Below are 25,309 nucleotides of genomic sequence, written 5' to 3'. Positions count from 1 at the left end.
GGTCAAAATCCATTGCGAAGCAGCGTCTGCAATTCAGCCTTGCTGAGATTGTCGAGCCCTAGCGTCTCAAGCGTTCGGCCACCTTGCGCAAAATCCTCGCCGCAGACCGCGCCGCCGATCGACAGGAACGCTTTGGCCAGCGGCGTGGCCACGCCCGCCAGGCCTGCGACGGAGACGAGCAGCGACAGCCCAAGCCGCAGGTCCTCACGCATATAGCGATGCTCCGTCAGCACGATCCGTTCGCGCCAGTCCCCTGAATCCGTCAGCCGGTCGTGTGAGCCGCGGCCATACATCCAGATCTCGCCCTCTTTCGCATAGTGATGAGCGAGCGGGAAATGCGGTGCACCGTAACCAAGTGCCTCGCGCACCGCGATGCGTTCTGCGTCGAGCGCGTCGGTCACCCGCCGGATCGCGGCTTGCGTGCCTTCCTTATGAATGTCCCAGCGCTCGAAATGTTCGATTGGACCGGCATTCATCACGATCAGCGGCGGATGGATGATGGGTCCTGCATTCATCAGCGCCCCGGACAGCGCGTCTCCGCACGGCTCGATCGTATCGGGGAAAGCGCGTCCGATGACTTCGAGCGCATGCGGTGCCCGGTCGAGCGGGAACACGCCGACTGGAAGCCGCTTGGCGCGGATGGTGATCGCGACCTCGAACGGTCCGTGCTTGCGGGTGAGCCACGGCAGTGTACCGGTTTCGGCAAAGCTTGCCCTGGCCTGGTTCCCAGCTTCCCGCGCAGCCTCTGCGAAGATCATCGAGCCGAATGTCGCCGGCGGCAAGAATACGACCTGACCGTCCCGCAGATGCGGGGCGAGCAGGCGAGCGATATCAGTCTGTGCGAAGGCAGGAGCGGGGCACAGGATCAGCTCCGTGCCGTTGACGGCCTCGGCGATATCCGTCGTGACCAGCGCGAGCGTCACGTCGTGGCGGCCGTTGTGATCCTTGACCAGGATGCGCGAGCCGGCGGCGCGATGTGCCGCGACCTGACCGGCATCGCGGCGCCAGAGCCGCACCTCATGCCCCGACAGCGCAAAATCGCCGGCGGCCGCGAAGGAGCCGTTTCCCCCACCGAGAACTGCAATCTTCAAGATGCTTCTCCTTGCGCGCGGGACTGCGCATCAAGCTGCTTCAGCAGGAAATGCTGGACCTTCCCCAGTGCGGTGCGCGGCAGGTCGGCGACGAAGACGATATCGCGTGGCACCTTGTAGCGGGCGAGTTGCGCCTGGAGATGGGCTCTCAGCTCGTTCGCTTCGGGCCGGCAGCCGGATCGGGGGATGACATAAGCGATCGGCACCTCGTCCCAGCGCGGGTCCGGCCGGCCGATCACGGCGCATTCGCTGACATCGGGATGTTCGAGCAGGACGCGCTCGACCTCGGCCGGGTAGACGTTCTCTCCCCCCGAAATGATCATGTTCTTCTTGCGGTCGCGCACCCAGAAATAGCCGTCGGCGTCGCACAGGCCGATGTCGCCGGTGCGATACCAGCCGTCGTGCAATGCGTCGCGCGTTGCCGCCTCGTTGCCCCAATATTCGAAGAACACATTGGGTCCGCGCACCGCGATCTCGCCCGGCGTGCCCGCTGGCACCTCATTGCCGGAATGATCGACCACCTTCGCTTCGCAGCACAGGCCGGCAAGTCCGGTCGATCCCGCACGCGAGAGGTCGCCGCCAAGCCGCGTGTAGACGGCGATCGGGCAGGTTTCCGTCGAGCCGTAGACCTGAAGCACCGGCACATCGCGGGCGACGAAACGCTCGATCAGATGCGGAGGCACGATGGTCGAGCCGGTGGCGACGGCTTTGAGTGACGAAAGATCGGTGGCGGTCCAGGCGGGATGCTCGCTCACCGCCTGGATGATCGCAGGCACCATGACCGTGAGTGTCGGCCGCTCCTGTTCGATGGCCGCAAGCGCGGTCTCCGGCGCGAAGCGCGCATGGACCGTGACGGTCGCGCCAAGTTGCAGCGCCGGCGTGGTCTGGATGTTGAGGCCGCCGACGTGGAAGAACGGCAGCACGGTGAGCACGTGATCGTCGGACGTCATGTTGTGCATGTGCTGGCTCATGACGCCGTTCCAGAACAGCGCCTCCTGGCGCAGCACCGCGCCTTTCGGCCGCCCGGTTGTCCCCGATGTGTAGACGATCAGCAGCGGGCAGGAGAGATCCGTGTGCGGATTTCGGCCGGCGCCGTCGCTGCGCGCGAGCAGGCTTTCGAATGTCGTGCCGCGAGGTGGCGTGAAGTCGAGGCCGACAACGGACGTCCCCGGCGCAAGCTCGTGGAGAACTCCCTCGAAGGCCCGCTCGAGCACCAGCACCTTGGCGCTCGCATCGGCGAGAATGAAGAGTTGCTCGGCGACCGCCAGCCGCCAGTTCAGCGGCACGAGCATCGCACCCAGCCGCGCGCAGGCGTAGAGCAGAACAAGATAGTCGGGTCGGTTCAGGCTCAGGATGGCGACGCGGTCGCCGCGGCCGACGCCGAGCTCCTGTTTCAATGCCGTCGCGGTGCGTTCGATGCGCGCGGCGAACGCCGCATAGCTCAGCCGTTCCCCTTCGAAGGCAATGGCTGTCTTGTCTGGCGCGAACGCCGCGTTGCGATCGATCAGACTGCAGAGGTCCACCGTCAGTCGTCCGTCTCGCCGGTCTCATACAGCGCCTCGCGTCCGATCCGGTCGAGGCAGAGCTCGGCGGTCCAGGGCAGCATCAGCGAGCCGCAGCGGCTGTCGCGGTAGATCCGTTCCAGCGGCAGCGAGCGAAGCATGGCCTGACCGCCGCAGGTGCGGATCGCGAGCGCGGCAAGCTCATTGGCGCCTTCCATCACCGAATATTGCGCGGCATAGGCCCGCAACACCTGCTCCTTGCTCGGATTGGCGCAGGCTTCGGTGACGGCCTGGAACCAGATCGCCTTGACCTGCTCGAGCTTGATCTGCATCTGCGCGACCGCGATCTGCTTGGTCGGATACATCCGGCGCTTGACCGGCGGCATGCCCGGCACTTCGCCGCGCAGATAACGCACGGTGAAATCATAGGCCGCTTGCGCCAGGCCCATATAGGTCGGCGACAACGTGAGGAACATGTGAGGCCAGCGCATCGCGGCCTGGAAATAGACGCCGCGCGGCATCAGTGCAGAGTCGGCCGGCACGAACACGTCCTTGAACAGGAGCGTCCGCGAAACCGTTCCGCGCATGCCGAGCGGGTCCCAGTCACCGACGACAGAGACGCCTTCCGATTTGGCGGAGATCGCGAGGTAAAGCGTGTTGCGGCGCGAGGCCTTCTCGCCTTCCTCGACCTCAGTGCAGAGCACGCCGTAATAGTCGGCATGGCCGGAGAGCGATGCAAAGATCTTCTTGCCGTTGACGATCCAGCCGCCCTCGACCGGCCTTGCTTCCGTGCCGAAGGCGACGCCGCCTGCGGCGGCCGCTCCACCCTCGGAGAAGGGTTGCGAATAGATCGCACCATCCTCGACGATGCGCTTGTAGTGGACTGCGCGACGCCGCTCGTGCTCGGCCCGGGTCCCGGCGTCCATGTCGAGATCGTCGGCGAGGGGCCCCGACCAGATGGTCGAGCACACGTGCATGTTCCAGGTCAGCGCGGTCGCGCCGCAATAGCGGCCGATCTCGGCGGCCGCCAAAGCATAGGTCTGGTAGTTCGCGCCGAGCCCACCGTGCTTCTTGGGAACGGCAATGCCGAGCAGACCGACGCGGTGCAGGTCGCGATAATTCTCGATCGGAAAGGTCGCCTCGCGATCGTAGGTGGCGGCGCGAGCGGCGAACACGCTCTGACCGATCTCTCTTGCCCGCGTAACGATGCCAGCCTGCTCGTCGCTGAGGCGGAATGCAACGGGATCGAAGATCGGCGCATCCAGCGCCACCTTGTCAGTCGTGCCGATCGTCTTGCTGACTTGCATGGTCATTGCGCGGTCACCTTACGCTTTGGTCGCGAGAGAGTTCAGGAACCGGCCGAGGGCCTCGTCAAAGGCCTCGGGGCGCTCGAGGTTGGCGAGATGGCCGACGCCGGCGAGCTCGACATATTCAGCACAAGGGATGTAGTTCGCAGTCTTTGCCATCATCGGCGCGGGCGCATTGTTGTCCTTGGAACCCGACAGCAGCAGCGTCGGGACGGAAATATTCGCAAGCGTGCTGCGCTGGTCGAAGCCGATGAGAGCCAGCATCATGGCACGATAGCTTGCCTCGGGCACGCTCCCCATGCATTCGCGTGCAAGCACGATCCCGTTCGGATCGGGATCGTCCCCGACAAGCTCCTTCACCAGCGAGGGCGCCAGCGACTTCATCGTCTCTCCGCGATCGAGCGGCCCGAGCCGCGCCGCGATGAACGATTTCTGCCAGTCGCCGTCGGCCTTGCCGAAGGCCGGGCTGGTCTGCGCCAGTACGACCGCGCGCGCCAGCTTTGGCGATTGCACCAGCCATTTCTGCACGATCATGCCGCCAATCGAGTGACCGACCAGAATGGGTCTGGTTGCATCGAGTTGCTCAATGAACTGCTGGAGCGCCTCCGCCAGGGTAGCAATGCTGACGCTGGCGAGCGGTGCCGATCTGCCGTAACCCGGCATATCCCATGCGATCGCGCGGAAGCGGCCGCCGAACGTGGCAAGTTGCCGCCGCCAGGCCCGCGCTGCGCCGCCGATGCCATGAAGGAAGATCAGAGGTATCGCATCCGGATCGCCCGCGGCTTCGTAGGCGAAGCGTCCGTCCTTTGTTATCATTGGCGCAGGCTGCGACACGCGACATCCTTTTGCTTGGCCCTTGATGCTAACAGGCCTGTGGGGGATGGGAAGCGATAATTTTATACTTAAAGCAATTTTCGGGCCGCCCTCTCGTGCCCCGACGTTCGCGGCCGCGAGGCGCCGCTTTCGTTGCAAAAATTTGAAGGTTAAAATATATCGGAGGAACGATCATCGGATCCGAGGGAGCCAGCGCATGTCCGGATTGCCGCACTCGCCGCACGCACTGGTGACCGGTGGTGGCCGCGGCATCGGCCGTGCGATCGCGGCGGCCCTCGTCGGCGCCGGCGCCACTGTGACGATAGTCGGTCGGAACTCCGCGGTCCTCGAAGAGGCGGTCAATGCAGGCGCCGCGCATTTTGCGGCCGTCGCCGATGTTTCGGACGAAGCGTCGTTGAAGGCCGCCATTAGCGAGGCCAGCGCGCGAAAGCCGATCGATATCCTGATCGCCAATGCGGGCAGCGCCGAATCCGCACCATTCGTGAAATCGGACAGTGCCCTGTTTGCGCGCATGATGGACATCAATTTCATGGGCGTCGTCCATGCCATCCACGGCGTGCTGCCGGGCATGAAGGATCGTCCGTATGGCCGCATCGTCGTGATTGCGTCGACCGCGGGGCTCAAGGGCTATGCCTATGTCAGCGCATACACTGCGGCCAAGCACGCCGCGGTCGGTCTCGTTCGTTCGCTTGCGCTCGAGCTGGCCGGTAGCAATGTGACCGTGAATGCGGTTTGCCCGGGCTTCACCGACACCGACCTCGTAGCCGGCAGCATCGAGAACATCATGACCAAGACGGGACGAAGCCGCGAGCAGGCGATCGCCGAACTCGCCAAGCACAATCCGCAAGGGCGCCTGATCGCGCCTCAAGAGGTGGCGGATTCCGTGCTGTGGCTGTGCGGGCAGGGAGCCAGTGCGATTACCGGGCAGGCAATCGCGGTGGCTGGCGGCGAAATCTAGCGGCGCGGAACGAACACACCAAGGAGATCGCATGAGCAGACCAGCAAATCCCGTCACCATTCCGCTCGCGGACTATTCGCCGCAGCACTTCGTGCTGGCGGTGGTCGACGGCGTCGCGACGGTCACGCTCAACCGGCCCGAACGAAAGAATCCGCTGACGTTCGAAAGCTACCGGGAACTGACCGATTTCTTCCGCGCTTGCGCCTTCGACGACGAGGTCAAATCCATCGTCGTCACCGGCGCCGGCGGCAATTTCTCGTCCGGTGGTGACGTGTTCGAGATCATCGGCCCGCTGGTGAAGATGGACACCAAGGGGCTGACGGCCTTCACGCGGATGACCGGCGACCTCGTCAAGGCGATGCGGGCCTGCCCGCAGCCGATCATAGCCGCGGTCGAGGGAATCTGTGCCGGGGCCGGTGCGATCGTCGCCATGGCATCGGACATGCGCCTCGCGGCAAGCGGGACCAAGGTTGCTTTCCTGTTCAACAAGGTGGGCCTTGCCGGTTGCGACATGGGCGCCTGCGCGATCCTGCCGCGGATCATCGGGCAGTCCCGCGCCTCCGAACTGCTCTACACCGGCCGGTTCATGACCGCGGAGGAGGGCGAGCGCTGGGGCTTCTTCAGCCGAATCGTGACGCCGGAGCAGGTGCTGCCCCAGGCGCAGGTCCTGGCCAAGCAGATCGCGGAAGGGCCGACCTTCGCCAACACCATGACCAAGCGAATGCTGGCGATGGAATGGGCAATGTCGGTGGAGGAGGCGATCGAGGCGGAAGCCGTTGCCCAGGCCCTGTGCATGACCACAGCCGATTTCGAGCGCGCCTTCGAGGCCTTCGTCAACAAGGTCAAGCCGGTATTCAGGGGCGACTAAACGGCGTCTCTGTCCGAGCCGGCCAGCAACGGGGACTTGCGCGAAATTATTTTAGGCTTAAAATAGTTTCATGGCCGGGTGAATTGGCGAGGCTCCCATGAAAGTCGCGATCATCGGTGGCGGACCTGCGGGTCTCTACGCTGCGATCCTGCTCAAGAAGCAGCGCCCGGGCGCCGACATCACGGTGTATGAGCGCAATCGGGCCGACGACACCTTCGGCTTCGGCGTGGTCTTCTCCGATGCCACGCTGGACAATTTCGAAAAACACGATCTGCCGAGCTACCGCCGCATCACCCAGGAGTTCGCATACTGGGACGACATCGCCGTGCATTTCCGCGGCACGGTCCACCGGGTCGGCGGTAACGGCTTTTGCGGCTGCTCCCGAAGCAAGCTGCTCCTGATCCTTCAGGAACGGGCCCGCGAGCTTGGCGTCGTCCTGCACTTCGAGGTGGACATCGACGACGAAACCCGGTTCGCCGACGCCGATCTCGTCCTGATCGCCGACGGCATCAACAGCCGCTTCCGCGAGAAATACATCGATCATTTCCAGCCGGAGGTCGACCTCCGCTCCAACAAGTTCGCCTGGATGGGCTCGACCAAGCCGCTCGATGCCTTCACCTTCATCTTCCAGGAGACCGAGTGGGGGCCGTTCATCGCCCACGCCTATCAATATGAGGCCGGACACTCGACCTGGATCTTCGAGACCGATCCCGAGACGTTCGAGCGGGCTGGCCTCACGGGGCTGGACGAGACGCAGTCCGCCGCGCGGATGGCCGAGATTTTTGGCTGGTTCCTCGATGGACACAAGCTGCTCATCAACCGTTCGATGTGGCGCAATTTCCCGATGATCCGCAGCAAGCGCTGGGTCAAGGACAACATGGTGCTGCTCGGCGATGCCAAGGCGAGCGCGCATTTTTCGATCGGCTCCGGTACCAAGCTCGCGATGGAAGACGCGATTGTGCTGGCCGAGGCGATGGAGAAAGCTCCCAGCATCGAGGCGGCGCTTGATGTCTACGAGCAGGGCCGCCGTGAGGAGGTCGAGAAGACGCAGCATGCCGCCGACGTCTCGCTGGTCTGGTTCGAGCATGTCGACCGCTTCTGGGATTTTGATCCCGTGCAGTTTGCCTTCGGCGTGATGACGCGCTCGAAGGCGATCACCTATGACAATCTCAAGCTCCGGGCGCCCGATTTCGTGGCCGAAGTCGAGAAGTCATTTGCCAGACAGGTTCGCGACAGCGGCTTTGACGTCGACACCAAAAAGCCGGCGGTGCCGTTGTTCCAGCCGTTCCGGCTGCGCGAGATGGAGATCGCCAATCGCGCGGTGATGTCGCCGATGTGCATGTACTCGGCCAAGGAGGGCGTGCCGACCGACTTCCACCTCGTGCACTACGGATCGCGTGCGATCGGTGGCGCCGGCCTGATCTTCACGGAGATGACCTGCGTCAGCCGCGACGCCCGGATCACGCCGGGCTGCACCGGCCTGTGGAACGACGAGCAGGAGGCGGCGTGGCGGCGCATCGTGGACTTCGTCCACGGCAATTCGGCCGCAAAGATCTGCCTCCAGTTGGGCCACGCCGGCCGCAAGGGCGCGACCAAGCTGATGTGGGACGGCATGGATCGCCCGCTGGACGAAGGCGGCTGGGACGTGTTCTCCGCATCGCCGCTCCCCTATTTTCCCGACAGTCAGGTGCCGCGCGAGCTCGACCGCGCCGGCATGAACGCGGTGAGGGACGCTTTCGTTGCGTCGGCTGAGCGCGGCGAGCGCTGCGGCTTCGACATGCTGGAGCTGCATTGTGCCCACGGCTATCTGCTCGCCAGCTTCATCTCGCCGCTGACGAACACCAGGACGGACGAATACGGCGGCTCGCTCGACAACCGTCTGCGCTTCCCGCGCGAGATCTTCGAGGCGCTCCGCGCGGTCTGGCCGTCGCACAAGCCGATGTCGGTACGCATCTCCGCGACTGACTGGGCCGATGGAGGCATCACCGGCGACGACGCGGTGGCGGTTGCGCGCGCTTTCGCCGAAGCCGGCGTCGATCTGGTCGATGTCTCGACCGGGCAGACCGTCCGCGATGCGCAGCCGATCTACGGCCGCATGTTCCAGACGCCGTTCTCGGATCAGGTCCGCAACGAGGCGCGCGTCGCCACGATGTGCGTCGGCAACATCACGACGGCGGACCAGGCCAATACCATCCTGGCCGCTGGAAGGGCGGATCTCGTCGCGCTTGGCCGGCCGCATCTGGTCGATCCGTTCTTCACCATGAGGGCGGCGGCCTGGTACGGGGCAAAGGACGCGTTCTGCCCGCCGCAATATCTGCCCGGAATGGATCAGATTTTCCGCAACAGCGTCCGCGACCGGCAGGATCTGGAGGAGCTGCGCATTAAGGCTAAGCCCAAGACCCGGGCCGAGCTCAAGGCGGAGACGACAAAGCCGCTTGCGGCGGAGTAACCGCCCGTGCGACGTTAACCTCATTGCCTGGCATGTTTCGAGTGGAGTAAGGGCGATGAAGGCGATTATCGTCGGTGGCGGTATCGGTGGCCTCACAACGGCGCTGATGCTGCGTTCGCGTGGCATCGGATGCGAGATTTTCGAGCAAGCCGACACCATTCGTGAGCTCGGCGTCGGCATCAATACGCTGCCGCATGCCATGCGCGAGCTCGCCGGACTCGGCCTGCTTCAGAAACTCGACGATGTCGCTGTTCGCACCGACCAGCTCTATTATCTCAACCGCCATGGCCAGGAGGTCTGGCGCGAAGCCCGCGGCATCGACGCCGGTCACGACGTGCCGCAATTCTCGATCCATCGCGGCCGCCTTCAAGGCGTCATCCATCGCGCCGTCGAGGAGCGGCTCGGGCACGAGGCGATCCACACCGGCTGCAGGCTCGGCGCTTTCACCCAGGACGAGGGCGGCGTCACCGCCTATTTCTTCGACCGAGCCGGCGCGCATGTCCACACGGCGCGCGGCGATATCCTGATCGGCGCCGACGGCATTCATTCCCGCGTCCGAGAGACGTTGTTCCCGAACGAGGGACCGCCGTGCTGGAACGGCCTGATGCTGTGGCGCGGTGCGCGCGACTGGCCGCTGTTCCTCACCGGCAAATCGATGATCGTGGCCGGCGGCCTCAATGCCAAGGTGGTGATCTATCCGATCGCGGAGGGATCGAGCCCGGCGAGCCGCCTGACCAACTGGGCCGTGCTGGTGAAGGTGGGCGAGGGCAATGCGCCACCGCCGCGGAAGGAAGACTGGTCGCGGCCGGGCCGCCGCGAGGAGCTGATGCCGCACGTCGCCCGCTTCTCGGTGCCCTATGTCGACGTGAAGAGCCTGATCTCGGCGACGCCCGAATTCTACGAATATCCGACCTGCGACCGCGATCCCTTGCCCTATTGGTCGTCGGGACGCGTCACGCTACTCGGCGACGCCGCGCACCCCATGTATCCGGTCGGCTCGAATGGCGCCTCGCAGGCGATCCTCGATGCGCGTTGCCTTGCCGACGCGCTGGTGCGCGCCGAGCATCCGCGCCAGGCGCTGCTCGAATACGAGAAGAAGCGCCTGCCGATGACGGCGGATATCGTGCGCTCCAATCGCCGGGGCGGCCCCGAGGGCGTCATCGACGCCGTCGAGCAGCTCGCGCCCGACGGCTTCGACAATGTCGACAACGTCCTGAGCTATTCCCAGCGCGAGGCCATCGTGCGCGGCTACGCCACCAAGGCGGGCTTCGCCGCAGTGCCGGGGCTCGCGGCGGTGCGCGCCTAAGACTCGCGGCTAGAGCATGATCCGGAAAAGTGCGAGCCGGTTTTCCGAAAGGATCATGCTCAAACAATAATCTAAAGCGCGATGACGGTTCATCGTGATCTCATCGCGCCTTAGCCACCGGGAGGCGGCGGCAGGAAGTGGATGTTGAACTCGGCCGCCATCGCCACCACGTCCTCCGGCTTCTGTTCCTTCATGTTGTGAAGGCCCCAGAACAGGTCGAACAGCCTTTTGGTCGGAGACACCCAGAACAGCACCTTTGCGGTCTGCTCCGACTTGTTGAAGATGCCGTGCGGCACGCCCATGCCGAGGCGGATCAGGTCGCCGGCGGTGGCCTGCGACTCCGAATTGCCGAGCATGAAATCGAGCTTGCCCTCAAGCATGTAGAGATATTCGTCCTGGTCGGGGTGAATGTGCGGCGGCACGAACGTGCCCGGCGGCAAGGTCGCATGCCAGGAGAAGCTGTGCTCGGTCTTGCTCTTCGGCACGTAGGTTTGACCGAGGATGTTCCAGGAAATACCCTGGATCCCCTCATTGGCGCGCGTGATGCCGGTGATTTCGCTGCTCATTGAAGTCCTCCCGTAACCCGTCGCGGCTTCAGTTCGCCGCCTTACAGTCCTTGGCGTAGCGGTCGCCGTAATTCTCGAAGACCTTCTGCACGATCTCCGTCTGGAACTTGCCGTCCGGACGCTTGGCAACCTTGGTCAGATAGAAATCCTGGATCGGATAGCCGTTGGTGTTGAACTTGAAGGTGCCGCGCAGCGAGGTGAAGTCGGCTTTCTTCAGCGCGGCCTGGACCGCGTCCTTGTTCGACAGATCGCCCTTCACGGCCTTGACCGCGCTGTCGATCAGCATCGCGGCGTCATACGCCTGGAAGGCGTAGGTGCCAGGCACGACGTTATAGGCGGCCTCGTAGGACGCGACGAACTTCTTGTTCGGGGGATTGTCCAGATTGGGCGCCCAGTTGGCGCCGCCAAACATGCCGACAGCGGCGTCCTGCTGTGCCGGCAAGGTCGATTCATCCACCGTGAACGCCGAGAGCACCGGAATGCTGTCAGCAAGGCCCGCCTGCCGGTATTGCTTGACGAGATTGACGCCGAGGCCGCCCGGCATGAACGTGAACAGGGCATCGGGCTTCTGCGAGGAGATCTTGGAAAGCTCCGGCTGGAAGTCCAGCGTGTTCAGCGGCATGTAGGATTCCTCGACGATCTCGCCCTTGTAGTCGAGCTTGAACCCCGCCACCGAATCCTTGCCGGCCTGATAGTTCGGGACCATCAGGTACATGCGCTTGTAGCCGCGATCCTGCGCGACCTTGCCGAGGATCTCGTGCACCTGATCGTTCTGGTACGAGGTCACATAGAAGAACGGGTTGCAGTCCTTGCCGGCAAAGGTCGACGGGCCCGCGTTGGGGCTGATCAGGAAGGTCTTCGACTCCGTCACGGGCCGGTGGATCGCCTGCAGGATGTTGGAGAAGATCGGGCCGATCACGAAGTCGACCTTGTCGCGTTCGAGCAGACCCTTGACCTTGGTCACCGCCGCGTCCGGCTTCAGTTCGTCATCGACCACCACGACCTCGACGTCACGGCCGCCCATCTTGCTGCCGAGGTCCTTTACGGCGAGCGCAAAGCCGTCGCGAACTTGCTGGCCAAGCGCTGCGGCTGGTCCCGACAGAGTCACGATCACCCCGAGCTTGATCTTCTCCTGGGCGAGGGCAGGGGTCATTGCGGTGCCGACCAGCAGGGCAGTTGCGGCCAAGGTCAATTGCGTCTTCATGATCTGTCCCCCGTGACATCAGGGCTTGCGCTGCAAGCCACGTACTTTAATCCAAGCTTATGCCGATGATGGTGGCCGCGGCAAGGAGCGCTCAAAGTGTCGCCATCCCGCGGCAGCGGCGCATGCAAGCGGCGCGCCAATTATTTGAAGCCTAAAGAAAGTAGCGTGCGGTCGATTGTTGCAGCTTTGGACTTGCGGCCGGCGTCGATTTATTTGAAGCTCAAAATGTTGGGGAATCCGTGCCGGCGCCAATGCCCGCCGAGAGTGAACGCACCGAGATGCTCGATTCCGAGACCAAGGCCGTCGAAACGCCGGAAGACCATGCCGACGAGCTTCGGCTGTGGCTGCGCCTTCTGACCTGCACCACCCTGATCGAGGGCGAGGTTCGCGGCCGGCTGCGGCAGCGGTTCGACGTCACGCTGCCCCGCTTCGATCTGATGGCTCAGCTCGACAAGGCGCCTGACGGCATGACGCTATCCGATGTCTCCAAGCGGATGATGGTATCCAACGGCAATGTCACCGGCCTCGTCGAGCGCCTCGTGGAATCCGGCCATCTCGATCGTCGGACCTCGGAGACGGACCGCCGTGTTCAGGTGATCCGCCTCACGAAACTCGGTCGCGCCGAGTTCCGCAAGATGGCTGCGGAGCACGAGATCTGGATCGCCGATCTCTTCGCCGACCTCTCGCCGAAGGATGTGCGCGAGTTAATGCGGCTGCTCGCCAAGACCAAGGCGTCGGCGCAGAAATCGGCCGCGCGCCGCCGGCCGTAAGAACCGCCGCCCAACCCCTTTTGCCGCAGGAAAAAGCACGGGGCGCCCAAAATCCGCTATTGCGCCGAATTGTTTTAAGCCTAAAATGTTTCCCAGATCGTGCTGCCGGGTGCAATCCATGCTGAAAGGAGCGTGCGATGGCCAACGCCGCCAAGATTCAAGTGTCGGGCTCGCATGACGGCAACGCTGCGACGGCCCATGTCGATACGTTTGCGCGACAGCATCTGCCGCCACGCGAGCTCTGGCCCGAGTTCATCTTCACACGGCCGGAGCTGCGCTATCCGCCGCGATTGAACTGCGTCAGTTATTTCCTCGATCGCTGGGTCGAGCAGGGACATGGCGAGGCGCCCTGCGTCATCAGTCCCGCCGTCAGTTACACCTATCGCGAGCTGCAAGCGCTGGTGAACCGCATCGCCAACGTGCTGGTCGGCAAGCTTGGTCTCGTTCCCGGCGGACGCGTGCTGCTACGCTCCGCCAACAATCCGATGATGGTCGCGACCTATCTCGCGGTCATCAAGGCCGGCGGCATTGTCGTGGCCACGATGCCGCTCTTGCGCGCCAAGGAGCTGTCATATCCGATCCAGAAGGCGGAGATCACGCTGGCGCTGTGCGACGGAAAGCTCGCCGAGGAAATGGAGAAGGCGAAAGCTGCGGCGCCGAATCTCAAGCGAGTCGTTTATTGGGGCAATGGCGCGACGGACTCGCTCGAAGCGCTCAGCGCGGACGCGAGTCCGGAGTTCAAGGCCATCGATACCGCCTCCGACGACGTCTGTCTGATCGCCTTTACGTCCGGCACGACAGGCGATCCCAAGGGCACCATGCATTTCCACCGCGACATGCTCGCGGTCTGCGACGGCTATGCGCGCAACATCCTGCGAGCCGAACAGAAGGATCGCTTCGTCGGCTCGGCGCCGCTCGCGTTCACCTTCGGCTTCGGCGGTGTGCTGTTTCCGATGCATATCGGCGCCTCTTTCGTGGTGCTGGAGAAGACGACGCCGGACGATATCCTGACGGCGATCGAGCAATACAAGACCACGGTCTGCTTCACGGCGCCGACCGCTTACCGGGCGATGATCGGCAAGCTGGCTGGCCGCGACATCTCCTCGCTTCGCAAATGTGTTTCCGCGGGCGAGACGCTGCCCAAGCCGACCTTCGAAGCCTGGCTCAAGGCGACGGGGATCAAGCTGATGGACGGCATCGGCTCGACTGAATTGCTGCACATCTTCATCAGCGCGACCGAGGACGAAATCCGTCCCGGCGCAACGGGCAAGCCCGTGCCGGGCTATGAGGCCAAGATCGTCGACGATGACGGCCATGATTTGCCGCCGGGCACGATGGGGAACCTCGCGGTGCGCGGGCCGACCGGATGCCGCTATCTCGCCGACGAGCGGCAGCGCAAATACGTCAGGAACGGCTGGAACATCACCGGCGACACCTACCTGATGGATAATGACGGCTATTTCTGGTACCAGTCGCGCTCCGACGACATGATCGTGTCGGCCGGCTACAATATCGCGGGCACGGATGTCGAGGCGGCGCTGCTCACGCATCCGGCGGTCGCCGAGTGCGGCGTGGTCGGCGCCCCCGACGAGGCGCGCGGCATGATCGTGAAGGCCTATGTCGTCGCGACGCCCGGCGTGACGCCGGACGCTCAGCTCGTGACCGAGTTGCAGGAACATGTCAAACGCGAGATCGCGCCGTACAAATATCCGCGTGCCATCGAATTCGTGACGCAACTACCCAAGACCGAGACCGGAAAATTGAAGCGCTTTGCCTTGCGGCAACTGGCGCAGGCCGCGGCAACGTCCTCAGGCGTCGCGGCGGAATGAGAGAGGGATGAAGAATTGTCTGTGACGACGCCGAAAGGCCCGCAACTCGCGGTGCTGCCGACAGCAGCCGAGGATGACGCCCGTTCGCGGGTGCAGGTGCTCCAGCCGTCGGGGTGGCCGATGCCGAAGGGCTATGCCAATGGCATGGCCGCTGAGGGCCTCATCGTCGTCACCGGCGGGGTGATCGGCTGGGATGCCGAAGAGCGTCTTGCCGACGGCTTTGTCGCGCAGGTGGGTCAGACCTTGAGCAACATCGCCGCGATCCTGGCTGAGGCAGGCGCGAGGCCCGAGCACCTCGTGCGGCTGACTTGGTACGTCGTCGACATGGACGAGTACCTGTCCAACCTGAAGGAACTCGGTAAGATCTACCGTGCCATCTTCGGCGCAAATTACCCGGCGATGGCGCTGGTGCAGGTGGTGCGCCTCGTGGAGAAGGCGGCGCGCGTCGAGATCGAGGCCACCGCCGTCATTCCGCGCTGAATCGCGTCTGGTTCAGCTCGCCTTGTCAGCTTGCCTTGTCAGCTTGCCTTGGCGAGCTCGTCGTCCTCGGGCGAGTTCAGATAGACGCCCGACATGGTGTCGACCCAACACAGATGGTCGTGCACCTTCTTTACGCCGTCGACGTTCTCCGCTGCGACGATCGCGGCCTGCCGCGTGCGCTCTTCGGTGATGACGCCGCTGAGGTGGACGATGCCGTCGCGGACGATGACGTTCAGCCCGAACGGGCACCAGTCGTTCTTCTCCATGGTGTCGATGATGCGGTTGCGAATGTGGTCGTCATCGGCCGTCGGATCACGCACCTCACGGGCGAGCCCCGCCACCGCCTGCAGCAGATTGGCGCGGGATACGATCCCGACGACCTTGTCGCCGCGCACCACCGGAAGCCGCTTCACGTTGTTCCGCTCCATCAGGTCGACGATCTCTGCGAGCGCCGTGTCCTCCGTGATGGTTACGGGCGAGTCGGTCATCACCTCCGCAACCTTGCGGCCGTGCTCGTGGACGAAGTCGCTGGCAGACTTGCCCGGCCCCAGGATGAACCGCAACCAGCGTCCGCGCTTGCGCCCGGTGCCGATTTCGCTGCGGCGGATGAAATCCCCTTCCGAGACGACGCCGACCAGCTTGCCGGTATCGTCGACCACGGTGAGACCGCTGACGTGCCGCTTCAGCATGATATTTGCCGCCTCGACGATGCTTGTGTCGGGGGTAACCGAGATGACCGACCGGGTCATGATCTGGTGGGCGCGCATGGACAACTCCGCTTGTCGAATTTCGATGCGCGAAAACTAGCTCGGGTGTCAGGGTGCGGTTTGACTCAGGTCAATCGGACGAAGCCCGTCCGTCCTGATTAAGCAATCGTGATCCGCGCCCCGGATTTGATACAGCTCAACGCCTCTGCGAAGCCTCGCCATATCCTGCCGCCGACGTCAAACAGCAGCCCTCGGGAACATTGAGCCATGAGCGTCGTGCAGATCTTTCCACGGGCCGAAGAGCCGGCGGTCCAGGCTCTCCCCATCAGTCCAGCCGCTGGTCCCGAAGCCGCGACGGTGAGCCCCCAGATGGGTGCCGGGATGCCGGCTGCCGCCGAGCCTCCGCCTGTATCGGAGCCATATCCTCTCGATCGCGCGTTTCACGCGATGCTTGCGCGGTTTACGGGCGGGATTTCGCCACTGGCCTTGTCGCTGGCGTGGCTCGACTGGAGTTCGCATCTCGCTGCGGCGCCGCAGCGCCAGATGGAGATTTCCCGCAACGTCCTGCGTGACGCCGGCCGGTTGGCGGAAGCCGCCGCGCACGCGGCGTCACCGGGCCAAAAGCCGTGGTCCGTGATCCAACCGCAGGGGCGGGATCGCCGCTTTAGTGGACCGCAATGGGAGACCGCGCCGTTCAATCTGCTGGCGCAGGCATTCCTGCTCGGAGAGCGCTGGTGGCACGATGCCACGACCGGCGTGCGCGGCGTGTCGCACCCAAATGAAGCCATCGTCGAATTCTCGATGCGCCAGATGCTCGACATGCTGGCGCCGTCGAATTTCGCGGCGACCAATCCGAAGGTGCTGGAAAAGGCGTTCCAGAGTGGCGGGGAAAACTTCGTCTTCGGCTGGCAAAACTGGTGCAGCGACCTGATGCGCCTGCTCTCCGCCTCAAAATTGGCGGGCAGTGAGCAGTTTGTGGTCGGCAAATCGGTGGCGGCTTCGCCCGGCAAGGTCGTCTACCGTAACGAGCTGATCGAGCTGATCCAGTACCAACCGACCACGGCGCAGGTGCGACCAGAGCCGATCCTGATCGTGCCGGCCTGGATCATGAAGTACTACATCCTCGATCTCTCGCCGCAGAACTCGCTGGTCAAATATCTGACCGGTCAGGGTTTCACGGTGTTCGCGATCTCCTGGCGCAACCCGGATGCGACAGATCGGGATCTCGCCTTCGACGACTATCGCAAGCTGGGGGTCATGGCGGCGCTGGACATGATCGGCCGGATCATGCCGGGTCGGAAGACCCATGCGCTCGGCTATTGTCTGGGAGGGACATTGCTGTCGATCGCTGCCGCTGCGATGGAGCGCGACGGTGATAACCGCTTTGGCACCGTTACTCTCCTTGCGGCCCAGACCGACTTCACCGAGGCCGGGGAGCTGACGCTCTTCATCAACGAGAGCCAGGTCGCCTTTCTCGAAGACATGATGTGGCAGCGCGGCTATCTCGATACGACCCAGATGGCCGGCGCCTTCCAGCTGCTGCGCTCCAACGAACTGATCTGGTCGCGTCTGTCACACGACTATCTGATGGGCGAGGGCGCGCCGCTGAACGACCTGATGGCGTGGAACGCGGACGCAACGCGGCTGCCCTATCGCATGCATTCGGAATATCTGCGAAAGCTGTTCCTCGACAACGATCTGGCCGGGGGGCGCTATCGCGTCGGCGGCAGGAACGTTTCGCTGTCCGATATTCACGCCCCGATGTTCGTGGTCGGCACGCTGGCCGATCACGTCGCGCCGTGGCGATCCGTCTACAAGATCCACTATCAGGTCGATGCCGACGTGACGTTCCTGTTGACCAGTGGTGGCCACAATGCCGGCGTCGTCGCGCCTCCCGACGAGCCCGGCCACAGCTATCAAGTGCTGAGCAAGGCCGAGGACGCGCCCTATGTCGGTGCGGACGAGTGGCTGAAGCTGGCTCCGCGCATTGAAGGGTCGTGGTGGCCGGAATGGACCAAATGGCTGGCGGCGCGCTCCGGCGCGCCCTGCGATCCGCCGCCGATCGGGCTTGGAGACGCTCCCGGCCTGCCCGATGCGCCGGGGGACTACGTCCACACTTAAACCTCCGGCTCGGAACTCGGTGCGAGATCCGAGGAGTGGAAGGGCTTCGTCTTGTCCAGTTTGCGGTAAGCCGTTGACGCCGTCCGCAACAGCTTCTTTTCACGCTTGCGGTTGCGGAATCGATTGCTGGCTTCGAGGCCGGCGCCGTTCAACGACGCCGCCAGCGCATGTCCCCGCGCATCATCGTTCAATCGTCCGAGCGACCGTTGCGCCTTGCGCAATTTCTTGAGGATCGATTTCTGTTTGGTCAGCGATTCCTCGGCGAACAGGTCCTGGAGCGACTCGATCGAATAGGTCAGCCGCTTGTTGAGAATCCGCAGCTTGTGTCGTTTCTCGACGTCGAGCTTGCGGAGTTTTCGCGCCTTCTTGAGCAGCGTCGTCTCCCACTCGGCCAGCCGCTCCGTTGCGTGTTCGGCGAGCGTGCAGCGGCGCAATCGCATGGCTTCCTTGCTGCGCCGGGTTGACCAGGGGCCGCTCTCGATCCAGATAGAGGTCTGCTCGACAAGGCGGCGATACCGCGCGGATTGCAGCGCGCGAGCCAGCAGGCGGTGGCTCTCGGTGCGCTTTTCGTCCCAATGCTGAAGCTCGGCGACCACCGCAAGCTCTTTGCCACTCTCCGCGACGATCCGCTCGATCGCCACGTCGAGATCCCGCACCATGCCGAGCTGGCCGTTCAGCCATTTCAGTTCGGCCCAGACGTTCGGGCGCAGGGCGTCGTCGACCATCGGCGAGAAGAAGCGGATGGCAGTTCGCAGATGGGTCAACGCGATCCGGATCTGGTGTAGCGCGTCGGGATCGCCGCGGCAGGTGCCGTCATGCTGGGCGAGCACGGCATCGAGGTGACGGCGCGCGATGATGCGGAAAGCCGTATCGCAGGCCATGCCGGGGCTGAGGCGGCCGGGCAGGGCATTGCGCCGCGCCGCCGGCGTGGTGCGAACGGTCGTCGAGGTCGTGGTGGGTCGCGCCATCTTTGCCCGCGCCAATCAGATTGCCCTATTTGCCTTCAGCGATCGCGTCCCGACAGTTCTGGAGCGTCTGCTCTTGTGTCCCGGATGCATCGATGGTCGCCCAGCCGACGTGACCGATATTATAGTGCTCTTGCTGCGCAGCAACCTCCTGCGTGGCGTCGGATGCGTCTCCCCGGCGGCTTCCGATCCGCATCTGCCGGGTCGCGAGGTCCGCAACCAGGAACAGGCCGTTCAGCGGCACATTGCGCTCTCGCGCCAATGCGGCGATCGCATCCCGTTCGTCCTCGCGGGCGAATACGCCGTCGATGATCGCCGAATGGCCCTGCGCCAACACCCGCCGGGCGTGCTGAGCCAGCGTGTCGTAGACGCGGGCCGCGTGCTCTGGCGTGTAGGCGGACGGCGGCAGGCGGTGCGTGTCCTCGACCCCGAACATCTGCTTGCGAACGAGGTCGCTGCGCAGCACGACGGCTCCCGGGGGCGGCGCGACGACGGGCGCGAGCGCATTCGCCAGGACGGTCTTGCCGGTGCCTGACAGGCCGCCGACCGCAACCAGGCGCGGAGCAGGGGGATGGATCAGCGTCCTGGCAAGGTCAAAATAATGCTGTGCCTGGTCAAGGATGCTGGGGTCATCGGAATGCGGCGGCTTCAGCCGTGCCAGGGCCACCTGGGCGCGGATCGCCGCCCGGATGGACATCAACAGCGGCAGGGCCGAGAGCGCGTCGAGATTGTCGGCTGGCGTTGCGGCGAGATAGCGGTTCAGGACGATGTTGGCGGCGCGGGGCTGATCGTGGTGCAACAGGTCCATCATCGTGAATGCGAGATCGTAGAGCACGTCGACGGTTGCCATCTGCGCATCGAACTCGATGGCATCGAACAGCACGGGCCGGTCGTCGAGCAGGACGATGTTTGCGAGATGCAGATCGCCATGGCAGCGGCGTACGAAGCCCATCCGGCCGCGCTCCGCGAGCAGCGGACGAACACGCAGGAATGCCTCGTGGGAGGCTTTGCCGAGCTTTTCGATGTCTTCCGCGATGAAATGGCCGCCGGCCCGCAGACCGTGACTGTTGCCGTCGATCAGGGCGGGGATGGAGGCGACCCATGCTTCGCCGTCCGCGCGTGTCGCCGCGCCGTGGGAAGCCACGATCGCGTCGGCGGCAGCCGCGGCAAGGGTCGCATCCAGCGGGCCGGCCTTTGCCAGATGATCGAGCGTCCGGTTTTCGTCGAAGCGCGCCATCTCCACCGCATACTCGATCGGCCGGCCGGGACCGTCGACCTGCACCGATCCATCCAGCTCTTCCGTGATCGCCGCGACGCGATGATAGATCTGCGGCGCCAGCGGCCGGTTGATCCTGATTTCCTCCTCGCACGCCGCCTTGCGCTTCTCCAGCGTCGAATAATCGAGAAAGGGAAACCGCACGGCACGCTTGATCTTCAACGCGCGCGCCCCGTCGAGGAACACCGAGGCGCCATGCGTGTCGATCCGCGTCACGCCGGGATGGCGGGCCAGCGTCCGGAAGATCCGCTCCTGGGCCGCCATTTCATCTTTCATGACAACGGGCATCCGAAAGCACCATCAGGGCGTCAGCACGGCCGCGCCGAGAATCCGGCCATCCCGCAGCATGTTCAGAACCTCGTTGGCCTGATGAAGCGGGAATGCCGTCGTTTCGGTGCGCACGCCAGCTTGCGGGGCGATCTTGAGAAAATCGAGGCCGTCCTGCCGGGTCAGATTGGCGACCGACAGCAGTTGCCGTTCTTGCCAGAGCAGATCGTACGGAAAGCTTGGAATGTCGGTCATATGGATGCCGGCGCATACGACGCGGCCGCCTTTGCGGACGGCGCGTAGCGCGTTCGGGACAAGCTCGCCGGCTGGCGCGTAGATGATGGCCGCGTCGAGCGGTTCGTCGGGCACCTCGTCTGAGGCCCCCGTCCAGACCGCGCCGAGGCGGCGTGCAAGGTCTTGTGCAGCAACATCGCCGCGTCGCGTGAATGCGTAGACGGACCGTCCCTGCCAAACCGCAACTTGCGCAATGATGTGGCCGGCCGCGCCAAAACCATAGAGGCCGAGCCGGTCGGCGGGGCCGGCCAGCACCAGCGAGCGCCAGCCGATCAATCCTGCGCACAGCAGAGGAGCAATCTCCACGTCGTCGCCCACCTCACCGAGGGGAAAGGCGTAGCGTGCGTCGGCGATGGTGTGCGTCGCGTAGCCGCCGTCGCGCGTGTAGCCGGTGAACAGCGGGGCGTCACACAGGTTTTCCATGCCCTCACGGCAGAATCGGCATTTTCCGCAGGTGAAACCGAGCCAGGGAATGCCGACGCGATCACCGGGCGCATGCATGGTGACATTCGCGCCGACGAGATCGACCCGCCCGACGATCTCGTGGCCGGGCACGATCGGATAGCGAATATCGGGCAGCTCGGCATCGACGAGATGAAGATCGGTCCGGCATACCCCGCAGGCGCTGATCTTCACCCGGAGTTGACCCTCGCCGGGTGTCGGGTCAGGCCGCTCCTCCATCTGGAGCCGCGTTCGCGGGGCCGGCAACACCATCGCACGCATCAGTCTCTCCGGGGCGAACCGCTCCGACTGAATTATCCATAGAATAGCTGGACGACCAGTCCTTGACGTCGGTCAACGCCTGCTTCCAGCCCGAACGGACCGAGTTCCCTTGGCTTGACTTGGCTTGACGAGGATCAAGCGTCTCGACCAAAGCCGGCCTATTCTGACGACCAAGGAGAATCCCGATGCCCATCAAGGATGTCTTTCTGCCGCTTGTCGGCCAGCCCCGCGGACCGGCCCTGATTGCGATCGAGAAATGCGTGGCCGTCGCCGCCGACCTCGGCGCCAGGATCACGGGGCTCGCGCTCGAGGAAGACATTTTCGAGCGGCCGAAGGTGATGCTGCCTCATGATCGCGATTCCGCGGAGGCCGGCAGTTCGCGTGAGGCGAACGAGACGCAGCAGCTCCTCGATGCCTTCACCAACGCGGCGTCCCGCGCCGACATTCGCGCCCAGAGCCGAACGGGCAAGGTACCGGCGGACCAGATCGCGGCGATCCTGGCCGAGCATGCCCGTTTCAGCGATCTCACGCTGTTTCCCGTGAAGCCGCACGACAGCCGAACGGAGCACATCATCGAAACTCTCCTGTTCGAATCCGGGCGGCCGCTGCTGCTCTGCCCGGAGCAGCGTGCGGAGCAGCTGCGGCCGGAATTCGAGAACGTCATGATCGCCTGGGATCATTCTGCCCGCGCTGCGCGTGCGGTCGGCGACGCTTTGCCCATTCTTCAGGCTGCCACCGTGGTCCGCGTGGTGACGGTCGCAGAGGACAAGGCTGACGCGGTCGCGCAATCCGGCGCGGCTCTCGTCGACCATCTGAGAGAACACGGGGTCTATGCCTCCTTCGAAACGGTGACCGGCAACGGCAGCTCGATCGGCAAGGTACTGGGAAGTTGGGCGAATTCCCATGGCATGGATGCGATCGTGATGGGCGCCTACCATCATTCACGCCTGAACGAGATCGTGTGGGGCGGTGTGACAAAGACCGTCATTGGCCAGCCACCATGCTGGGTTATGATCTCGCACTAGGCTCGCCATTTTTCCCGGCCTGATCGTCAACCATCGGAACCGCCGTTGACCCGGCGCATTTGCTTTCATGTCAACCTATCGTCTCAACAATCTGCTGGCGCCGCGTTCAGTTGCGCTCGTTGGAGCGAGCGCCCGTCCGGTCTCAGTCGGACGCGCCGTTCTGGAGAACATTCACAAGGCCGAATTCAAGGGGCGGTTCGGCCTGGTCAATCCACGCCATGCCGAAATCGGCGGCGTCGCGGCGGTGAAGAGCCTGGACAGCTTGGACTTCGTGCCCGAGCTCGTGGTCATCACCGCGCCGGCGCGCGAGATTCCCGGTATCATCGACCAGGCCGGGCGTCGCGGATCGGCGGGCGCGCTGATCGTCTCGGCCGGGCTCGGCCACGGACCGGGATCTCTGTACGAGGCTGCAATCGCGGCGGCCCGCAAATACGGCATGCGGCTGATCGGACCGAATTGTCTCGGCATCATGATGCCCGGGGTCAGCCTGAATGCCAGCTTTGCCGCGCATATGCCGGGGGCGGGCAGCCTCGCGCTGATCTCGCAATCGGGCGCGATCGCTGCCGGCATGGTCGACTGGGCTGCACAGCGCGGCGTCGGCTTCTCCGGCATCGTCTCGATCGGCGATCAGATCGACGTCGACATCGCCGATCTGCTCGACTATTTCGCGATGGATCACAAGACGCGCGCGATCCTGCTCTACATCGAATCCATCAAGGACGCGCGCAAGTTCATGTCGGCAGCGCGTGCTGCCGCGCGCGTGAAGCCCGTCGTCGTGGTGAAATCCGGCCGTATGGCGCAGGGCGCAAAGGCGGCTGCCACGCATACCGGTGCGCTCGCCGGCGCGGACGCGGTCTATGACGCGGCGTTCCGCCGCGCGGGTGTCCTGCGGGTCTCCGACCTGCGCGAGCTGTTCGATTGAGCCGAGACACTCGGCCGCGTCGAATCGCCGACGGGAAAGCGTCTCGCCATCCTGACCAACGGTGGTGGCATCGGCGTCCTTGCCATCGACCGGCTGGTCGAACTCGGCGGCATTCCGGCGACCATCTCGGCGGAGGCGCGCAAGAAGCTCGATGCGGCCCTGCCGCCGACCTGGTCCGGTGCAAACCCCGTTGACATCGTGGGCGATGCTGACGCCTCGCGCTACGCAGCGGCGCTGGAGGTGCTGCTCGCAGACACCGACAACGACGCAGTCCTCGTCCTCAATGTGCAAACCGCGATCGCCTCGGCAGCCGAGATCGCCACGACCGTGACAGAGCTCGTCGGCAAATATCGCGCGCAGCACCGCAGCTGGGCGAAGCCGATATTGGCAGCCTGGGTCGGAGCCGATCAGCACATCATTCAGACACTCTCCAGTGCCGGTGTGCCGAACTATCCGACCGAGGACGATGCCGTCCGCGGCTTCATGTATCTGGTCCGGCACCGCGAAGTGGTGGAGGAGCTCAGCCAGGTTCCCCCCGCGATGCCCGATACGTTCGTGCCGGATGCTCGGGGGGCGAGGCAGATCGTCACCGCCGCGATCGCCGATGGCCGTGAGTGGCTCGAGCCGGTCGAGATCAAGCACCTGCTCGAAGCTTACGACATCGCGATGGTGCCGACCTATGCGGCGACCGATGTCGAGCAGGCGGTGGCCTATGCGAAGGAAATCTTCGCGCAGGGTGGCACCGTGGTGCTGAAGATCATGTCGCGCGACATCATCCACAAATCCGATGTCGGCGGCGTCGTGCTCAATCTGACGACGCCGGAGGCCGTGCGAGCGGCCACCTCCGACATTCTCGCCCGGGCGAGAAAGCTCCGGCCCGAGGCCCGCATCGGCGGCGTCATCGTCCAGGCGATGGTCGTCAAGGCGAAGGCGCGCGAGCTGATCCTGGGCCTCGCCGACGATCCCACTTTCGGCGCCGTCGTGGTGTTCGGCCGCGGTGGCACGGCGGTGGAGATCATCAACGACAAGGCGCTGGCGCTGCCGCCGCTGGACTTGCAGCTCGCTCGCGATCTGATCGACCGCACCCGCGTGTCGCGGCTTCTAAAGGCCTATCGTGATGTGCCCGCGGTCAAGCAAGACGCCGTGGCCATGGTGCTGGTCAAGCTGGCGCAGATGGCGGCCGACATTCCCGAAATCCGCGAATTCGACATCAATCCGCTGCTGGCGGACGAGACCGGCGTGACTGCGGTCGATGCCCGCGTCGCGGTCGGGCCGCCGCAGCGGAAGTTCGTCGGCTCCGGCCCGGCCAATTTCGCCGTTCGCGCCTATCCGTCGCAATGGGAGCGCCGCCTCAAGCTCAAGGACGACTGGCGCATCTTCGTGCGGCCCATGCGCCCCGAGGACGAGCCGACCATCCACGAATTCCTGCGTCACGTCACCCCGCACGATCTTCGCCTGCGCTTCTTCGCGCCGATGAAGGAGTTTACCCACGAGTTCATCGCGCGCCTGACCCAGCTCGACTATGCGCGCGCGATGGCCTTCATCGCCTTCGACGAGGCCACCGGCGAAATGGTCGGCGTGGTTCGGCTCCATTCGGATTCGATCTACGAGAGCGGCGAATACGCGATCCTGCTCCGGTCCGATCTCAAGGGCAGGGGGCTCGGCTGGGCCCTCATGCAGCTCATCATCAACTACGCCAAGTCGGAAGGGCTGAAAGTCATATCGGGCGACGTGCTCAAGGAGAACACCGTGATGCTCGAAATGTGCCGGCACCTGGGCTTCGAGGTCAAGCCCGATCCGGCCGAGCCCGATATCTGCGACGTCAAATTGAAGCTGTGAGCGCGC

General features: G+C 64.4%; 19 protein-coding genes and 1 pseudogene. 10 read left to right on the top strand and 10 right to left on the bottom strand.

All coding sequences use genetic code 11. The features are described from left to right. Positions 1–2: 2 nt before the first annotated feature. Genes XH81_RS01365 through XH81_RS01350 form a run of 4 tightly spaced genes read right to left on the bottom strand, consistent with a single transcriptional unit; the run spans position 3 to position 4,716 of the window. Complete coding sequence (locus XH81_RS01365; protein WP_028142592.1) at positions 3–1,091, bottom strand: NAD/NADP-dependent octopine/nopaline dehydrogenase family protein; 1,089 nt, start codon at positions 1,089–1,091, stop codon at positions 3–5. Further along, a complete protein-coding gene (locus XH81_RS01360; protein WP_028142591.1) occupies positions 1,088–2,614 on the bottom strand; it encodes a class I adenylate-forming enzyme family protein in 1,527 nt (508 codons plus the stop codon). Before XH81_RS01360 ends, XH81_RS01365 begins: the two co-directional genes overlap by 4 nt. Positions 2,615–2,616: 2 nt before the next feature. Then, positions 2,617–3,906: an acyl-CoA dehydrogenase family protein gene (locus tag XH81_RS01355; RefSeq protein WP_028142590.1), complete on the bottom strand. Its 1,290-nt coding sequence runs from the start codon at positions 3,904–3,906 to the stop codon at positions 2,617–2,619. 12 nt (positions 3,907–3,918) lie between these two features. Further along, positions 3,919–4,716 (bottom strand): alpha/beta fold hydrolase, encoded by a 798-nt coding sequence (locus XH81_RS01350; RefSeq protein ID WP_049801789.1) that lies wholly within the window; start codon positions 4,714–4,716, stop codon positions 3,919–3,921. 214 nt (positions 4,717–4,930) lie between these two features. Between XH81_RS01350 and XH81_RS01345 the strand changes: the two genes are divergently transcribed. The 4 genes from XH81_RS01345 (at position 4,931) to XH81_RS01330 (ending at position 10,315) form a co-directional block, all read left to right on the top strand. Then, a complete protein-coding gene (locus XH81_RS01345) occupies positions 4,931–5,692 on the top strand; it encodes an SDR family NAD(P)-dependent oxidoreductase (RefSeq protein WP_028142588.1) in 762 nt (253 codons plus the stop codon). A 31-nt stretch (positions 5,693–5,723) separates the two neighbouring features. Beyond that, positions 5,724–6,560, top strand: a complete 837-nt coding sequence (locus XH81_RS01340; protein ID WP_028142587.1) for an enoyl-CoA hydratase family protein — start codon at positions 5,724–5,726, stop codon at positions 6,558–6,560. A gap of 97 nt (positions 6,561–6,657) precedes the next feature. Then, positions 6,658–9,009 (top strand): bifunctional salicylyl-CoA 5-hydroxylase/oxidoreductase, encoded by a 2,352-nt coding sequence (locus tag XH81_RS01335; protein ID WP_028142586.1) that lies wholly within the window; start codon positions 6,658–6,660, stop codon positions 9,007–9,009. 55 nt (positions 9,010–9,064) lie between these two features. Further along, the gene (locus XH81_RS01330; RefSeq protein WP_028142585.1) at positions 9,065–10,315 is read left to right on the top strand and encodes a flavin-dependent oxidoreductase; all 1,251 of its coding nucleotides are present in this window, start codon (positions 9,065–9,067) and stop codon (positions 10,313–10,315) included. 110 nt (positions 10,316–10,425) lie between these two features. Here XH81_RS01330 and XH81_RS01325 read toward each other — a convergent pair whose 3' ends face one another. Further along, the gene (locus XH81_RS01325) at positions 10,426–10,881 is read right to left on the bottom strand and encodes a cupin domain-containing protein (RefSeq protein WP_028142584.1); all 456 of its coding nucleotides are present in this window, start codon (positions 10,879–10,881) and stop codon (positions 10,426–10,428) included. A 28-nt stretch (positions 10,882–10,909) separates the two neighbouring features. Then, positions 10,910–12,085: an ABC transporter substrate-binding protein gene (locus tag XH81_RS01320; protein ID WP_028142583.1), complete on the bottom strand. Its 1,176-nt coding sequence runs from the start codon at positions 12,083–12,085 to the stop codon at positions 10,910–10,912. 251 nt (positions 12,086–12,336) lie between these two features. Here XH81_RS01320 and XH81_RS01315 point away from each other — a divergent pair, with 251 nt between their 5' ends. The 3 genes from XH81_RS01315 to XH81_RS01305 all read left to right on the top strand — a co-directional run bounded on the left by XH81_RS01315 (position 12,337) and on the right by XH81_RS01305 (position 15,164). Continuing rightward, positions 12,337–12,855: a MarR family winged helix-turn-helix transcriptional regulator gene (locus XH81_RS01315; RefSeq protein ID WP_028142582.1), complete on the top strand. Its 519-nt coding sequence runs from the start codon at positions 12,337–12,339 to the stop codon at positions 12,853–12,855. A 137-nt stretch (positions 12,856–12,992) separates the two neighbouring features. Then, positions 12,993–14,684 (top strand): benzoate-CoA ligase family protein, encoded by a 1,692-nt coding sequence (locus XH81_RS01310; RefSeq protein ID WP_028142581.1) that lies wholly within the window; start codon positions 12,993–12,995, stop codon positions 14,682–14,684. A gap of 21 nt (positions 14,685–14,705) precedes the next feature. Continuing rightward, positions 14,706–15,164 (top strand): RidA family protein, encoded by a 459-nt coding sequence (locus XH81_RS01305; protein WP_028142580.1) that lies wholly within the window; start codon positions 14,706–14,708, stop codon positions 15,162–15,164. A 38-nt stretch (positions 15,165–15,202) separates the two neighbouring features. Here XH81_RS01305 and XH81_RS01300 read toward each other — a convergent pair whose 3' ends face one another. After that, positions 15,203–15,931 (bottom strand): CBS domain-containing protein, encoded by a 729-nt coding sequence (locus tag XH81_RS01300; protein WP_028142579.1) that lies wholly within the window; start codon positions 15,929–15,931, stop codon positions 15,203–15,205. Between the two features lie 207 nt (positions 15,932–16,138). Here XH81_RS01300 and XH81_RS01295 point away from each other — a divergent pair, with 207 nt between their 5' ends. Continuing rightward, positions 16,139–17,992: a PHA/PHB synthase family protein gene (locus tag XH81_RS01295; RefSeq protein ID WP_028142578.1), complete on the top strand. Its 1,854-nt coding sequence runs from the start codon at positions 16,139–16,141 to the stop codon at positions 17,990–17,992. Here XH81_RS01295 and XH81_RS01290 read toward each other — a convergent pair. Genes XH81_RS01290 through XH81_RS01280 form a run of 3 tightly spaced genes read right to left on the bottom strand, consistent with a single transcriptional unit; the run spans position 17,989 to position 21,517 of the window. Then, on the bottom strand, positions 17,989–18,960 hold the full coding sequence (locus tag XH81_RS01290; protein ID WP_028142577.1) for a CHAD domain-containing protein: 972 nt from the start codon (positions 18,958–18,960) through the stop codon (positions 17,989–17,991). The two genes, XH81_RS01295 and XH81_RS01290, sit on opposite strands and share 4 nt — an antisense overlap. A gap of 25 nt (positions 18,961–18,985) precedes the next feature. Then, positions 18,986–20,509, bottom strand: coding sequence for a bifunctional aminoglycoside phosphotransferase/ATP-binding protein (locus tag XH81_RS01285; protein ID WP_028142576.1), 1,524 nt, complete (start codon positions 20,507–20,509; stop codon positions 18,986–18,988). 24 nt (positions 20,510–20,533) lie between these two features. Then, positions 20,534–21,517: a zinc-dependent alcohol dehydrogenase family protein gene (locus XH81_RS01280; RefSeq protein ID WP_028142575.1), complete on the bottom strand. Its 984-nt coding sequence runs from the start codon at positions 21,515–21,517 to the stop codon at positions 20,534–20,536. 185 nt (positions 21,518–21,702) lie between these two features. Between XH81_RS01280 and XH81_RS01275 the strand changes: the two genes are divergently transcribed. Together XH81_RS01275 and XH81_RS01270 are read left to right on the top strand one after the other, a co-directional pair. Then, positions 21,703–22,542 (top strand): universal stress protein, encoded by an 840-nt coding sequence (locus XH81_RS01275; RefSeq protein ID WP_028142574.1) that lies wholly within the window; start codon positions 21,703–21,705, stop codon positions 22,540–22,542. Positions 22,543–22,609: 67 nt separating this feature from the next. Then, positions 22,610–25,303 (top strand): annotated as a pseudogene (locus XH81_RS01270) (bifunctional acetate--CoA ligase family protein/GNAT family N-acetyltransferase). The last annotated feature ends 6 nt before the right edge of the window (positions 25,304–25,309 follow it).

Origin of the sequence: Bradyrhizobium sp. CCBAU 25360, assembly GCF_028128695.1 — a bacterium.
GTDB classification, from domain to species: domain Bacteria; phylum Pseudomonadota; class Alphaproteobacteria; order Rhizobiales; family Xanthobacteraceae; genus Bradyrhizobium; species Bradyrhizobium ottawaense.
This window is presented reverse-complemented; position numbering and strand designations above follow the sequence as displayed.

Bases quoted from the DNA above. Each gene is read 5' to 3' on its own strand.
- XH81_RS01355 (WP_028142590.1), bottom strand. From the start codon at position 3,906: ATGACCATGCAAGTCAGCAAGACGATCGGCACGACTGACAAGGTGGCG.
- XH81_RS01350 (WP_049801789.1), bottom strand. From the start codon at position 4,716: ATGATAACAAAGGACGGACGCTTCGCCTACGAAGCCGCGGGCGATCCG.
- XH81_RS01345 (WP_028142588.1), top strand. From the start codon at position 4,931: ATGTCCGGATTGCCGCACTCGCCGCACGCACTGGTGACCGGTGGTGGC.
- XH81_RS01340 (WP_028142587.1), top strand. From the start codon at position 5,724: ATGAGCAGACCAGCAAATCCCGTCACCATTCCGCTCGCGGACTATTCG.
- XH81_RS01335 (WP_028142586.1), top strand. From the start codon at position 6,658: ATGAAAGTCGCGATCATCGGTGGCGGACCTGCGGGTCTCTACGCTGCG.
- XH81_RS01330 (WP_028142585.1), top strand. From the start codon at position 9,065: ATGAAGGCGATTATCGTCGGTGGCGGTATCGGTGGCCTCACAACGGCG.
- XH81_RS01325 (WP_028142584.1), bottom strand. From the start codon at position 10,881: ATGAGCAGCGAAATCACCGGCATCACGCGCGCCAATGAGGGGATCCAG.
- XH81_RS01320 (WP_028142583.1), bottom strand. From the start codon at position 12,085: ATGAAGACGCAATTGACCTTGGCCGCAACTGCCCTGCTGGTCGGCACC.
- XH81_RS01315 (WP_028142582.1), top strand. From the start codon at position 12,337: ATGCCCGCCGAGAGTGAACGCACCGAGATGCTCGATTCCGAGACCAAG.
- XH81_RS01310 (WP_028142581.1), top strand. From the start codon at position 12,993: ATGGCCAACGCCGCCAAGATTCAAGTGTCGGGCTCGCATGACGGCAAC.
- XH81_RS01300 (WP_028142579.1), bottom strand. From the start codon at position 15,931: ATGCGCGCCCACCAGATCATGACCCGGTCGGTCATCTCGGTTACCCCC.
- XH81_RS01295 (WP_028142578.1), top strand. From the start codon at position 16,139: ATGAGCGTCGTGCAGATCTTTCCACGGGCCGAAGAGCCGGCGGTCCAG.
- XH81_RS01290 (WP_028142577.1), bottom strand. From the start codon at position 18,960: ATGGCGCGACCCACCACGACCTCGACGACCGTTCGCACCACGCCGGCG.
- XH81_RS01285 (WP_028142576.1), bottom strand. From the start codon at position 20,509: ATGAAAGATGAAATGGCGGCCCAGGAGCGGATCTTCCGGACGCTGGCC.
- XH81_RS01280 (WP_028142575.1), bottom strand. From the start codon at position 21,517: ATGCGTGCGATGGTGTTGCCGGCCCCGCGAACGCGGCTCCAGATGGAG.
- XH81_RS01275 (WP_028142574.1), top strand. From the start codon at position 21,703: ATGCCCATCAAGGATGTCTTTCTGCCGCTTGTCGGCCAGCCCCGCGGA.